10 protein-coding genes are annotated in these 13,907 nt (G+C 70.5%); 4 read left to right on the forward strand and 6 right to left on the reverse strand.

Annotation, left to right across the window (positions count from 1 at the left end; translation table 11 throughout):
* Positions 1-90 precede the first annotated feature (90 nt).
* Positions 91-372: a hypothetical protein gene (locus VED21_RS13525; protein WP_324882894.1), complete on the reverse strand. Its 282-nt coding sequence runs from the start codon at positions 370-372 to the stop codon at positions 91-93.
* A 665-nt stretch (positions 373-1,037) separates the two neighbouring features.
* On the opposite strand from VED21_RS13525, the gene VED21_RS13530 reads away from it, so the two are divergent.
* The 4 genes from VED21_RS13530 (at position 1,038) to VED21_RS13545 (ending at position 8,824) form a co-directional block, all read left to right on the forward strand.
* Positions 1,038-2,711, forward strand: coding sequence for a methyl-accepting chemotaxis protein (locus VED21_RS13530; RefSeq protein WP_324882895.1), 1,674 nt, complete (start codon positions 1,038-1,040; stop codon positions 2,709-2,711).
* Between the two features lie 215 nt (positions 2,712-2,926).
* Positions 2,927-3,655, forward strand: coding sequence for a hypothetical protein (locus tag VED21_RS13535; protein ID WP_324882896.1), 729 nt, complete (start codon positions 2,927-2,929; stop codon positions 3,653-3,655).
* A gap of 51 nt (positions 3,656-3,706) precedes the next feature.
* Positions 3,707-4,273 (forward strand): hypothetical protein, encoded by a 567-nt coding sequence (locus VED21_RS13540; protein ID WP_324882897.1) that lies wholly within the window; start codon positions 3,707-3,709, stop codon positions 4,271-4,273.
* A 597-nt stretch (positions 4,274-4,870) separates the two neighbouring features.
* On the forward strand, positions 4,871-8,824 hold the full coding sequence (locus VED21_RS13545) for a DUF4347 domain-containing protein (RefSeq protein ID WP_324882898.1): 3,954 nt from the start codon (positions 4,871-4,873) through the stop codon (positions 8,822-8,824).
* A gap of 58 nt (positions 8,825-8,882) precedes the next feature.
* Here VED21_RS13545 and VED21_RS13550 read toward each other — a convergent pair whose 3' ends face one another.
* The 5 genes from VED21_RS13550 to VED21_RS13570 are packed head-to-tail and all read right to left on the reverse strand — an operon-like array spanning position 8,883 to position 13,902.
* Positions 8,883-10,025 (reverse strand): glycerate kinase, encoded by a 1,143-nt coding sequence (locus VED21_RS13550; RefSeq protein WP_324882899.1) that lies wholly within the window; start codon positions 10,023-10,025, stop codon positions 8,883-8,885.
* 4 nt (positions 10,026-10,029) lie between these two features.
* On the reverse strand, positions 10,030-11,043 hold the full coding sequence (locus tag VED21_RS13555) for an alpha/beta hydrolase (protein ID WP_324882900.1): 1,014 nt from the start codon (positions 11,041-11,043) through the stop codon (positions 10,030-10,032).
* Entirely contained in the window at positions 11,040-12,020 is a 981-nt protein-coding gene (locus VED21_RS13560) for an ABC transporter ATP-binding protein (RefSeq protein ID WP_324882901.1), read from the reverse strand. Before VED21_RS13560 ends, VED21_RS13555 begins: the two co-directional genes overlap by 4 nt.
* Positions 12,017-13,039: an ABC transporter ATP-binding protein gene (locus tag VED21_RS13565; RefSeq protein WP_324882902.1), complete on the reverse strand. Its 1,023-nt coding sequence runs from the start codon at positions 13,037-13,039 to the stop codon at positions 12,017-12,019. The genes VED21_RS13560 and VED21_RS13565 overlap by 4 nt, the downstream gene beginning before the upstream one ends.
* A 23-nt stretch (positions 13,040-13,062) precedes the next feature.
* Positions 13,063-13,902: an ABC transporter permease gene (locus tag VED21_RS13570; RefSeq protein WP_324882903.1), complete on the reverse strand. Its 840-nt coding sequence runs from the start codon at positions 13,900-13,902 to the stop codon at positions 13,063-13,065.
* Positions 13,903-13,907 lie beyond the last annotated feature (5 nt).

Consider the following 13,907-nt stretch of genomic DNA (forward strand, 5'->3'; position numbering starts at 1 on the left):
ATCCGCGCCTCCGACCTTCGGGAGCAACGGGTTCTTGCCGCCATCGGGCGGAAGGGAGAACCGTGCCGCCTCGCTTCCGAGGGTCAACTTTCAATGTTTCCAGACACTTGAAGAAGAGGGGCACAATGAACGCACCATCGCCGTGGACCGCAGAACCGCATCGACCGCCTCGAAGCTCCTGACGGTGTGTTCCTCGAGGGCCCGCGTCAACTTGGACGCCGTCCCTTGCGCGTTGACGATGTGGACCTGGTACGATGAGTACAGGTTGTAGGCCAGCGCCGTGGTCAGTGCGAGGAACACGGCGACGCCGAAGGCAATGACGGAGCGCCGGGACCGCCGGTCGACGGTGGTGGTCGGGAACGTCGGCATCAAGCGCGGTCTCGGCAGAGGGTCCAAGGTCCCGAACCATCCTATGGATCGGTAAAGTTTTGGTGATTCGCCCCTTGGGGTCGGCGTCGAGCGGCGAATTGGCGAAGACGCGCATCACGCCATCAAGTGTGATCAGTTCCGTGGTCCCGCGGGCGGGATACGAGGGCGCGCCTGAAATGGCGGCATTGGTCTGGAGCTGGTGCTGCCAGTTCTGTATTCGCGGCGGAGCGGGCGTCACCCCGGGCGACCGGGGCAGTCATTGGTTTTTCGCGCCTCAGTAGGTGCCGAAAGGCCTCGGATGCACAGAAGGAAGGTCGTGAGAAGCCCTGAGAAAAGCAGGGGCGCTCAACCGCCGATGGGGATAGATTGTCGTGGGGTGTCCGCGTTCACCGGAAAGTACCTGACCTCGCCGAGGAGCTCTCGCCTTTGAAATGGCGCTTAAGGTCAGGCTCAACACATAGCGCGCTAAGAAATTACATGAGTCATCACGATTAGAAGGCAACCTAATATGTTTTCTGGTGTTTCGGCAAGTTCTTTGCTTTCGCTTTGGATTGACGCGCCACAATTGCCCGAGCCCGCGACAAAATGCCGCTGGGCGCGGTGGGGCGGGAGCCCTGTCGTCGCCGAGTGGCACGGCAGTTACCTGAGCACAAACAAGTGGGGCGTCCATGCGCTGGTTCACCAGTCTTCCCCTGCTCACCAAGGTTCTGATCCCCGTAGCGGTCCTGGGACTTGCCACCGGCGGCATCGCTTGGAGAGCTAAAGTCGAGATCAACGCCCTCAACGATCTGACCAGCGAGGCGATCGATATCGTGGCGGCGCGGCGCGCCCGGATGATCGACACTGGAAAGACCATTGCCGAGGCCGCCGTCCAACTGCGCAACGTCATTCCGGCAACCCGCGAGGCGGATACACAGGCCGCCGCTGCTGTGGTCCAGGAGAAGCTCGCCAGGATCGATGACAACCTGGTGAAGATCGAGCCGACGTCGAACACCGAAGAACGTCGCCAGGCCGTTTTGACGTTGCGTGCTCTTGCCGCGACCTACCGGCAGGCGGCGGAGAAGGTCGCCGCGGCGGGTGTCCGGAACGAAAAGGAACCCGCCCTTCGGCTCCTCAATGAGGAGGCTGTTCTGGCACTGCGCGCGCTGAGCAAATTCAACGATGAACGCATTCTGCGGCTCGGCCAGGACATGGCCGAGATCGGCAAGCGCACGGCCGAGATGGCCGAACAGACCGGCCGCAACGTGCTGATCAGCGCCGCGGTGGGGTTGACGCTGTCCATCGGCCTCATCGTGTGGATCGTCGTTACCCTGGTCGCCCGCCCCATGGCGCGCATAACCAACTCATTGTCCCTGCTGGCGAACGGTAACCTGGAGGTCAGCGTCGAGGGGGCTGACCGCAAGGACGAGGTTGGTTCGCTTGCCCGTTCGATGCAGGTCTTCAAGGAGAACGGTCTGGAGATGCGCCGCATGCAGGCCGAGCAGGAGGCCGTCAAGGTCAAGGCCGAGCAGGAGCGCAAGGCCACGATACTGAAGATGGCCGACACCTTCGAGGCGAGCGTCAAGGGTGTCGTCGAAGCGGTCGCCTCGGCCGCCACGGCGATGTCCACAACGGCCCAGCAGGCGTCCCGCCAGTCGACGGCGGTGGCGGCCGCCGCGGAGCAGGCGTCCACCAACGTGAACACGGTGGCCGGGGCGACGGAGGAGCTGTCCGCGTCCGTCCAGGAGATCGGGCGCCAAGTGGCGGCCTCGACGCAGATCGCCGCCCAGGCGGTCGAGGACTCCCAGAAGACCGATGCCATGATGGCCAACCTGACCGAGGCGGCCAAGCAGATCGGCAAGGTGGTCGGCCTCATCAACAACATCGCCAGCCAGACCAACCTGCTGGCCCTGAACGCCACCATCGAGGCGGCTCGCGCCGGGGAGATGGGCAAAGGGTTCGCCGTGGTCGCGGGTGAGGTGAAGCACTTGGCCAGCCAGACCGCCAAAGCGACCGGCGACATCCAGGCCAAGGTGGACGAGATCCAGACCGCGACGACCGGCGCCGTCACGGCCATCCGCGGCATCGGCCAGACGATCGCCCGGATGAACGAGATCGCGACAACCATCGCGTCCGCGGTCGAGGAGCAGGGGGCGGCGACGCGGGACATCGCGGGCAACGTCCAGCAGGCGGCGCGTGGCACGCAGGAGGTGTCGTCCAACATCCTGGGGGTCAATCAGGCCGCTGGGGAAACCGGCGCCGCCGCCTCGCAGGTGGCTGGAGCGGCCGGGTCGCTGTTGCTTGAGGCCGAGAAGCTGCGCGGGGAGGTGTTCAAGTTCCTCGGCAACGTTCGCGCAGCTTGAGGCCGCACTGGGGGAGCGACTGGCTTCCCGGCTACGCTTTCCGGGCGCTCCTCCTCGCCGTTTACGGCAAGGGGGGCCACAACGCTGAAGCATCGTCCAATCGACCAGGGCGGAATGGTGATTGGATCCGGGAGCATCCCCAACTTGAAAACCGAGTATTTTTCTCGGATATTGCGGCTGGGCGCGCTTGGCGCTCGGTGTTTGCGGTGTAATTGATGCGCCTTCGCCCCTTGTCTCTGCGCGGCTATCTTGTCGCGCTCGTGCTGGGGGCCCTGGTTCCCATGCTGATACTCGGAGGAACGCTCATCGGCTGGCTGGCCGAAGAGCAACGCAAGAGTATGGAGCAAGGCTTGCTCGAGAGCGCCAAAGCGCCGACCCTGGCGATCGATCGGGAGATCGATGCCAACCCCGCCGCCCTCCAGGGGCTGGCCGCAGCCGACACACTGGGTGACGGCAACCTTCCGGTCTTTTATGACCGCATGCAGCTTGCACTGCGCCAACACCCCTATTGGGCCAACATTGCGCTGCTTGATGCCGTGGGGCAGCAGCTGCTCCACACCGCCAAGCCTATGGGCGCCCCGTTGCCGAACGTCGCAACCTTCGACTTCGTGCGCCGGGCGATGGAGACGGGAAAACCGACGGTATCGGATCTGATCACGGGTCCGGTGGCGGGGCGGCTCAACATCGCGATCCTGTTCCCGGTGCTGCGCGATGGGCACCTGACGCACATCCTGGCCGCCGTGGTGAACGCGGAGGCCTGGAGTGCCTTGCTCAGGGAGTTCAGCACCGAACCGGGGCCGGTCATTGCCGCGAGCGACCGCCAGCGCCGCATCATTGCGCGCAACCGGGACGCCGAAGCCTACATCGGGCGCGAGGGGCCCGCCTGGGCCCGAGAGTTCCTCGATCAAGCGACGAGCGGCATTGCCCGCGGCACCGCTCTGTAAGGCCACAACGTGGTTTCTGCCTATCAGAAATCGACGAGGACGGGCTGGACCTTGATCGTGGCCCGCCCGAGCACCGAAACCGACGCACCTCTGAAGCGCACACTCGGGGTCGCCGTCGCGCTCGGCGCTATCCTGCTTCTGCTGTCCTTGGCCGTGGCGGCCGCGGTCGCGCGGCGCATCGCGCGGCCGGTCGCCGCTCTGGCCATGGCGGGGCGGGAGTTGGCCGACTGGAAACCGATCGCGGCTCCCAGCGGCGCGATGCCCACGGAGATCGATCGGCTATGGCATGACCTGATGGGCGCCAGCGGCAAACTGCTGGCCGCCACGCGAGCCGCCCAACACGCCGACGCCCGGCACCGCTCCGTCATTGACACCGCCATGGACGCGATCGTCGTCACGGACCTCGAAGGCCGGATTGCCCTGTTCAACAAGGCCGCGAGCGGATCCTGGCGCCGCGCTCTCCGCCATGACGCGCGCCTTCTCCTGTGCCGTATACGAGCGGCGCTGCCGCCGCCTCGTGATCACCTCGACCCGCCGATACGGCCTGCCTTCATCCATGGCTTCAAGCCTGGGATGAAGCCTGACGCCATCCTCCTTCGTACCCTCCGCGTCCCGTGAGCCCGTGTGCAATCTCGATCACGGAACCCGTTTCGGGAAGAAGGGGGCGCTCGTAACGCTTACGAAGCAGGTGTTGGGACCGGCGCTGCGATTCCATTCGGACGAGGCGCAAGCGACGGAGGTCGCGATCGGCGCCCGCGTCCTCAACCGCATGCTCGATCTCGGACGCCCGAACTCTGTCTGCGGCGCCTGATTAGCGGCGCGTGTAGGGCGTTCTTTGCCGTCTTTGCCTCCGTGCAACACCGCGGGCCACGGCCCCAAAAAAAGCTTATGAATATGATTCCATTCATAAGGCAGTCGGCCCGGCAGACGACGGTCTTCTCACCCTATGAGAAGCCGCCATAGACACCCGGCCGGACGGCACAATTCGCAGCAATTCGATCCTTGTCTCATACGCACGTATGCTGTTCTTTTGACTGAAAGCGCCGAGGCCGCCTGGGATGCAGGACTGCCGGCGGCGGGTAAGACGGGTCGGAACGGCAGGATGGAGCGATGGGCGACGCACGCGACTTGATCAAGCGGATGGAACGATGCGCGGCGCCAACGCCCGCGCGTGCGCGCACGACGGGCGTTGGCGGAGGCGGGCCTGGACCGCGCGTGCTGCGCACCGCGGACCCCGCCGCCGACGGCGGCTTGCGCGAGGCGGTGTTCATCGCCGCGGACCTTGCTTTCGATCCTGTCGGCGGGCCGGCGCTGGTCGACGGCGCCCCAATCGGCGCCGAGGTGGTGGTGCTGGACGGGGACGCCGACGGGCTGACCCAGATGGCCCACTGGGCGCGGACCCGCACCGGGTTCGACGCCATCCACCTTCTGTCGCACGGCGAGGACGGCGCGATCCTGCTCGGCGGCCTGCGGCTGGACCGCGCCGCCGTCACGGCGCGCCGGGGGGAACTGGCGGAGCTTGGCGCCGCGCTGGCTGGCGGCGACCTCCTGGTCTACGGCTGCAATGTCGCCCGCGGCAATGCCGGCGCGGCGTTCGTCGCTGCCTTGGCGGAGGCCACGGGGGCAAACGTCGCGGCGTCGGCGACGCTGACCGGCGACGCCCGCCTGGGCGGCGACTGGGCGCTGGAGCATGCGGCCGGGGCGGTTCGGACGCCGCCACTGGGTCCCGTCGAGGGCTTCGGGGGTGTGCTGGCGCCGGTGGTGAACAACCTGGGCGGCGGCAGCGTCGCCTGGGCCGGCGCGGGGAACACGGTGCGGCTCGACACCGATGCCGACGCTACGGCCAGCGATACCACGCTGGGCGCGCTGAACGGCGGCCTCGGCGACTGGGCCGGCGCCACGCTCACCGTCCGGCGGGTGAACGGCGGGACGGCGGACGCCACCGCCAACGACCGCTTCGCCTTCGACACGACGGGCGGCCTTTTCACCGTGTCGGGCAACACGCTGCAGGCGGGCGGGTCGACGTTCGCCACCTTCGCCGACACCAACGGGGTGCTGACGGTCACCTTCACCGGCGCCGCCACCACCGCCACCACCGCCCTGGTGCAGGACGCGCTGCGGCGGGTCACCTACCGCAACGACACGCCGTACGGCAACGCCACGCTGCGCTTCGCCCTGTCAAACGGCGCCGAGACCACCAACGCGGACGTGACGGTCACCAGTTCCACCCTCACCGTGGACCAGACCGTCTACGACACCGACGGCGATGCCGCCGACGGCTTCAACCTGGCCGAGGCGCTGTCCAAGGCGTCGAGCGGCGACACCATCCGCATCAAGGCCGGCAATTACCGCGGCCAGTTCGTGGCGACCAAAGCCATGACCATCACCAGCGCCGGCGACGGCACGGTGACGCTGGAGGCGCCCGACACCCAACAGGCCTCCGCCCAGCAGACGATGCACGGCCGGGACCGCTTTCCGATCCTCGACCTGCGCACGGCGGCGGCCGGCGCGGGGACCATTACGGTCAGCAACATCACGGTCGACGGGCGCTTCGCGGCGCCGGCGACCGGGACCGGGCTGAGCCTGATCGGCATCGCCGCGTACGACACCAACGCCGTCATCGACGGCGTCAAGGTCGAGCGCATCGCGGCGCCGCTGGACGGGCAGGGCGACTATTCCGGCAACAGCGAGAACTTCGGCATCGTCGCGGAAGGCAGCAGCGCCGGCACTGCGGTGACGCTGACCGTCCGCAATTCCACCATCGAAACCTTCCAGAAGACGGGCCTGCTCGCCTGGGGGCCGGGCCTCACCGTCGACATCCACGACAACACCATCACCGCGGCCGGCAACCACGGCAAGTCCAACCAGAACGGCATGCAGATCGGCAGCGCCGCCCCGCGCGGCGGCGTGACCGGCACCATCTATGCCAACACCATCAACAACATCGGCTCAAACGACCCGGTCTACAACGCCACCGGCATCCTGCTCTTCAACACGGGCGCCATCGAGGCGTACGGCAACACCATCAGCAGTTCGGGGGGCACCCCGGGATGGCAGGGCGCCTACGGCTTCGACATCAGCAACGCGCCGACCGCCGTCAACATCCACGACAACACCCTGATGAACGTGTTCATCGGCGTCATCGGGGAAGGCGGCACGCAGGCGGCGGCGCACACCCTGACGAACAACAGCGTCAACAACACCTACTACGCCGTCTTCGACAACGATGACGTGGACGCGCAGTACCTGCCGGTGGAGACGGGCAGCACCGTCGCCAACGCCACCACGGTCACCGTGAACAGCGCGGCGACGGTCAACAACTCGCTGGGTTACCTCAGCTATTACCTGTTCGCCGGCAACGACCGCTTCACCGACACGGGGGCGGCCTGCTCGGTCGTCTACGGCGGCGGCGGCGCCGACACGCTCGCGGCTGGCAGCGGCGCCGACACCCTGTCCGGCGGCACCGGCGCCGACACGCTGAGCGGCGGCGGCGGCAACGACGTCTTCGCCTACGCCGCCACCGGCGACGGTACCGACACCATCGCCGATTTCGCCAACGGCGACCGCATCCGGGTGACCGGGCGCGCCTCGGCCAGCGGCACGGTCACCGTGGGCACCGGCACCACCGTCGCCGCCAACTCGGTGCAGATCACCGCCGCCGACGGCGTCACCACACTTCATATCGACACCGAGGGCGACGCCGACGCGGCGGAACTGACGGTCACCCTGACCGGCACCTACGGCGTGTCGAACTTCGTCCTCGACGGGACGGACATCGTGGGCAATATCCCCGTCGTGACGCCGCCCGCGCAGGAGGAGACGCCGCCGACCACGACGCGGACCGTGGACGGCGTGGTCGTCCGGGAAACCACGCAGACCGCGACCGACGGCACGGTGACGCAGACCCTGGAGGTGCCGATCGTCACCACCGGGCGCCGCGAGGAAAACGCCGCCACCAGCAACGCCGACATCCCGCTGGCCCGGGACGGCGGCACCGGCCAGCCGGTTCTGGAGGCACACCTGCCGGTCGGCGTCGGCCTGACGGTGGAGAGCACCGGCACGACCACCGGCAGCGGCTTGGAGGGGCTCATCCGCGCCATCCGGAACCGCACCCAGGACCAGCCGGGCGACCAGACGGCGATGACCGGCGTCGGGCAGACCTTCCTCGACGTGCTGCCGCCCGCCACCAACCTGACGGTGCGCACCATCATCCCGGTGGTCGCCGACCCGACGGCCCCGCCGTCGGCGCCCATCGTCATCACCGGCACGCCCGCCGTCCCGGCGACCGGCGGCGGGACGACCCCCGGCACGCAGCAGCAGGCCATCGTCATCGACGTGCGCAACCTGCCCAGGGGCACCGTCATCCAGCTGCAAAACGTCGAGTTCGCGGCAATCGTCGGCGACGTCCAGGTCACCGGCGGCGAGGGCAGCCAGATGGTGGTCGGCGACAGCGGCAACCAGATCATCGTGCTGGGCGCCGACGACGACACGCTGCGCGGCGGCGGCGGCAACGACTTCGTGGGCTCGGAAGGCGGCGACGACCAGCTGTGGGGCGACGAGGGGGCCGACACGGTGACCGGCGGCATCGGCAACGACGTGCTGTACGGCAACCAGCAGGACGACTTCGTCTACGGCAACCAGGGCGCCGACACGATCTTCGGCGGCCAGGACCGCGACACGGTGTTCGGCGGGCAGGACGGGGACATTCTCTACGGCAACCGGGCGGACGACGTGCTGTACGGCCAGCTCGGCGACGACACGCTGTTCGGCGGGCAGAGCGACGACGTGCTGTGGGGCGGCCAGGGCAACGACCTGCTGGCCGGCAACCGGGGCGCCGACACGCTCTATGGCGGGCGGGGGGCCGACGTATTCCGCATTAACGCCGCCGAGGAGGGCGGCGACGTGATCGCCGACTTCGAGGCCGGGGTGGACAAGCTGCTGCTGTTCAGCCCGAACTTCCCGGGCGCGGGCGGCGGCACGCTGCCGGCCCGGCACTTCGCGCTGGACGCTCCGGCCACCGCGGACGCGACCTTCGTCTTCAACACGCGCACCGGAATGCTGTCCTTCGATGCCGACGGGTCGGGCGCCGGGGCGGCGGTGGCCCTCGCCACGCTCAACGTGCGGACGCTCGGCGCCGGCGACATTGTCCTTCTGGGACCGGGAGGATGACGCGGGCGGGGGCGGCGCCAGCCGGCGCCGCCCCCGCCCGCCGGTTATGGTGCGGCCGTCAGCGCAGGATCGTCCCGCCGGTCACGGCCTCCGCGGCGCGGCGGGCGCATCGCTCCAGCAGGCCGGCGGCTTCGGCCATCGCGCGCTCCAGCGGGATCGTGGCGTCGGCGATGGCGTGCGCGGCCACGATGCCCTCCTCCCGGAAGGCGGCCGCGTCGCCGTCCACGCGGCCGGCGAAGGCCACCACCGGCACCCCGGCGGCGCGGGCGAGGCGCGCCACGCCCAGCGGCGTCTTGCCGTGGAAGGACTGGGCGTCCAGCCGTCCCTCCCCGGTCACCACGAGGTCCGCGCCGGCGATCCGGTCCGCGAGTCGCCCGAAATCGGCGATCAGGGAGAAGCCGCTGCGCAGCTCCGCGTCGGCGAAGGCCCGCAACGCGAAGCCAAGACCGCCGGCGGCACCGCCGCCCGCCGCATCGGCAAAGTCGCGGCCGGTCAGCGCCCGGACCTGTTCGGCGTAGCGGGCCATGCCCGCTTCCAGCGCCGGCAGCAGCTCCGGGGTGGCGCCCTTCTGCGGGCCGAACACGTGCACCGCTCCCGACGGCCCCAGCAGCGGGCAGGTCACGTCGCAGGCGGCGATGACCGCCGCCGCGCGCAGCCGCGGGTCGAGGCCGGAGGAATCGATGCGGGCGATGCGCCCCAGCGTGCCGCCGGCCGCGCGCAGGGGGCGCCCGGCGTCGTCCAGGAAGCGGACCCCCAGCGCTTCGAGGAAGCCGGTGCCGCCGTCCACCGTGGCGCTGCCGCCGAGCCCGAGGATCACCGCCTGGGCGCCCCGGTCCAGCGCGTCGCGCACCAGTTGCCCGGTGCCGAAGCTGGAGGCCCGCAGCGGGTCCGGCCCGTCGCCGGCGAGCAGCGGCAGGCCGGACGCCGCCGCCGTCTCCACCACCGCCAGCCGCGCCTGCGGCATCCAGCCATAGCGGGCGGCGACCGGCCGGTCGAAGGGATCCCGCACGGTGACGGTCCTGGCGTGCCCGCCGAGGATGCCGAGCAGGGCGTCGACGGTTCCCTCGCCGCCGTCGGCCATGGGCAGCGACACGATGTCGGCGTCCGGCAGCACGGCGCGGAAGCCGCAGGCGATCGCCGCCGCGGCCTCGGCCGCCGTCAGCGATCCCTTGAAGGAGTCGGGGGCGACGACGATCCGCATGGCGTCACCCCGTCTCGCCGAGGAACAGCTGCGTCTCGCGGAACAGCTGCAGGCGGTTGCGCTCCATCAGCACGGTGTGGGTGGCGTCGCCGATCACCACCAGCCGCCGCGCCGGGCTGGCCGACAGCGCCTCGAACACCCGCTGGGCCATGGCCGGCGGCGTGTCGACGTCCCAGGCGCCGACGACCACCAGGGCGGGGGCGGTGATCCGGCCGGGATCGTACAGCGGCCGGCGGGCGCTCCAGTAGGCTTGCGAATCCGCGATGTTGCCGTTGGGGGCGCGGATGAAGGACTCCGCCCCCCGCGGATCGCTGGCGAGCGTCGCGGCGGCCCAGGCGTCGAACCAGGCGGCGGGCAGCAGCGCCTCCTGCCGGTCGGCGGGCACGCCGGCCAGCCAGCGCTGCCGGGCGTCCGCCATGGTGATGGTGCGGTAGGCGCCCAGCGGCCCCTTCCCGGCGGCGGGGTGCGGGGTGTCGCGCAGCCACTGCGGGGCGTAGAGCACGAGGCGGCCGACCTGCTCCGGATGCCCGGCGGCGTGGGCGCCGGCCAGGGTGGCGCCCCACGACCAGCCGATCAGCGACAAGCGGGGCACGGCGCGGCGGGCCAGGATGTGGTCGACGGCGGCCGCCACGTCGCGCAGCGCCGTCCGCGTGTCGACGACCGGCGGGGCGGCGGCCGGCGGCCCGTCCATCTCGGCCGGGCGGGTCGAGTGGCCGAAGCCGCGCAGGTCCAGGCAGTAGACGTCGAAGCCGTGGCCGGCGATGAAGTCCATCCACGACATCCCGTCGAGCGGCAGGTCGAAGGCGGTGTGGGCCGGATAGCTGGAGCCGTGCACCAGCAGCACCGTCCGCTCGGCCGAGAAGCGCTCCATCCCGGCCGGCCGCTTGTTGCGCAGGTAGAGCGCGATGCCGGGGTCGCGGGCCGGGATGTGATAGCCCTCGGTCACCAGTTCGCCGGACCGGCAGACCATGGCGGGCGGCACCATGTCCGATGGCGTCGGGGCGGACAGCATCGTCATGCCGCACCTCCGGCGCCGCCGGGCCGGTGGCACTCGACGAAGCCCGCGTCGTCGGCGACGCGCGGCGGCGGCGCCGTCCGGCAGAGGTCGGTGGCGATCGGGCAGCGGGGATGAAAGGCGCAGCCGGCGGGCCTGTTCAGGGGATCGGGAAGGGCGGTGCCCGGCAGGGGATCCGGCACGCCCAGCCCCGGCTCCGGCGTCAGCACGGAGTCCAGAAGGGCCCTGGTGTAGGGGTGCCGGGGCCGGCGGAACAGCCGTTCGGTCGGCCCCTCCTCGACGATGCGGCCCAGGTACATGACGGCGATGCGGGTCGCCATGTGCTCGATGACGACGAGGTTGTGGCTGATCATCAGCATCGTCAGGTCGAGGTCCCGGCGCAGCTCGATCAGCAGGTTGAGGATCTGCGCCTGGACCGACACGTCGAGCGCCGAGGTCGGCTCGTCGCAGATCACCACCTCCGGGTGCATGATGAGCGCGCGGGCGATGGCCACCCGCTGGCGCTGGCCGCCGGAGAGCTGGTTGGGGTGGTTGTCCAGCACGCGCGGCGGCAGGCCGACCCGGCCCAGCATGTCCTCCACCGCCTCGCGCCGGCCGGCGCGCGTGCCGATGCCGTGGACGGTCAGCGGCAGGCCGACGATCTGCGCCACCGTCTTGCGCGGGTTCAGCGACGAATACGGGTCCTGGAACACCGGCTGGATGCGCCGCGCGAAGGCCCGCTGGCCGGACCCCGACAGGCTGGCGCCGTCCACCAGGACTTGGCCGGACGAGGGCGGCAGCAGGCCCAGCAGGATCTTCGACAGGGTGCTCTTGCCGCAGCCGGACTCGCCGACCAGCCCCAGCACCTCGCCGCGGTGCAGGCGCAGCGACACGTCGTCGACGGCGTGCAGCGCCGCCGCGGGGCGGAACGGCGAGCGGCGCACGTGGAAGGTGCGGCTGACGCCGCGCAGTTCGAGAACGGGAAGATGGGCGGCGTTCATGCCCGTCCCTCCAGGATGCAGCGGAAGCCGTGCCCGTCCCCGCCGCGCCGCAGGGGCGGCGCGCGCTCGGTGCAGGCGGCGGTGGCGTGGCCGCAGCGCGCCGCGAAGGCGCAGCCGGGCAGGTCGCCGATCAGGCTGGGCACCATGCCGGGGATCGAACCGAGCGCGGAGCCCGGCGGCGTGCGGCCGGGAACCGGGATGCAGTCGAGCAGGCCCTTTGTGTACGGGTGGGCGGGGCGGCCGAACACCGCCTCCACCGGCCCGTCCTCCACCACCGTTCCGGCGTACATGACGGCGACGCGGTCGGCCAGCCGGGCGACGACGCCCAGGTCGTGGGTGATGAGGATGACAGCAAGGTCGCCGCGCCGCTTCAGGTCGGCCAGCAGGCGCAGGATCTGCGCCTGGATGGTGACGTCCAGCGCCGTCGTCGGCTCGTCGGCGATCAGCAGCTCGGGCGAGCACATCAGCGCCATGGCGATCATCACCCGCTGGCGCAGGCCGCCAGACAGCTGGTGCGGGTACTGCCCCAGCCGTTCCCGCGCTGCCGGAATGCCGACCAGCGCCAGCAGCTCGGCCGCCCGCTCCCGCGCCTCGGCCCGGCCGGTGCGGGCGTGGCAGCGCAGCGCCTCCGTCAGCTGGTCGCCGATCGTGTAGGACGGGTTGAGCGAGGTCATCGGCTCCTGGAAGATCATCGCCATCCGGTTGCCGCGGATGCCGCGCATGGCGGCCTCGGGCAGCCCGGCCAAGTCGGTGCCGGCGAACTCCATGCGCCGCGCGGTGCGCCGCGCGCGGGACGGCAGCAGGTCCATGATCGCCAGCGAGGTCAGCGACTTGCCGCAGCCGGACTCGCCGACGATGCACAGGGTCTCGCCCCTGGCGACCTGGAAGGAGACGTCGCGCACGGCGTGCAGGGTGCCGGCCGCGGTCGGCAGGTCGACCGACAGTCCCTCGACCCGCAAGACGGGCACGGCTTGGGGAGGGGGCGCCGCCGGTTCGGGCGGCAAGGGGACGGAGGTCATAGGGACGGGGGTCATGGGAGGCCTCACATCCGGCTTTCCGGGGCGGTGACGTCGCGGATGCCGTCGCCGACGAGGTTGATGGACAGGACGAGCAGGAACAGGGCGACGCCGGGGATGGTGATCAGCCACGGCTCGAAGAACAGGTTGTCGCGGCCCTCGGCGACCATCAGGCCCCAGGACGGCAGCGGCGGCTGCACGCCCAGGCCGAGGAAGGACAGCGCCGCCTCCAGCAGGATGGCGTGCGCCATCTCCAGCGTGGCGACGATGATGAGGTTGTTGAGGACGTTGGGCAGGATCTCGCCGAGGATGACGCGGAGCACCGAGCAGCCGACCGCCTGCGCCGCCGTCACGTACTCCTGGCTGCGCACCTGCAGGGTGGAGGAGCGCATGACCACCGCGAAGCGGTCCCACAGCAGCGCCCCCAGCACGCCGACCACCACCTGCAGCGAGCCGCCGAACAGCGCCACCACCGCCAGCGCCACCAGCACCACCGGCGTCGACAGGCGCACGGTGACGAGGAAGGTCACCACCATGTCGACGCGCCCGCCGAAGTAGCCGGCGCACACCCCTAGCGTCGTGCCGATCAGCCCGGACAGCAGCGCCGTGGCGAAGCCGATCAGCAGCGACACCCGGGCGCCGAAGAGCAGCCGGCTCAGGTAGTCGCGCCCCAGGTGGTCGGTGCCGAGCGGGTGGTCCCAGCTTCCGTCGGCGTACCAGACGGGCTGGACCAGCCGCTCCATCAGGGCCTGCCGGTAGGGGTCGTGCGGCGCCAGCAGCGGCGCCAGGGCGGCGGCGGCCAGGATCAGGCCGAGGACGGCGAGCCCGGCGACCAGCCCGCGGTGGGCGAGGACGCGCCGGCGCAGCGCGC

The organism is Azospirillum sp. (assembly GCF_035627195.1).
Classification (GTDB): Bacteria; Pseudomonadota; Alphaproteobacteria; order Azospirillales; family Azospirillaceae; genus Azospirillum.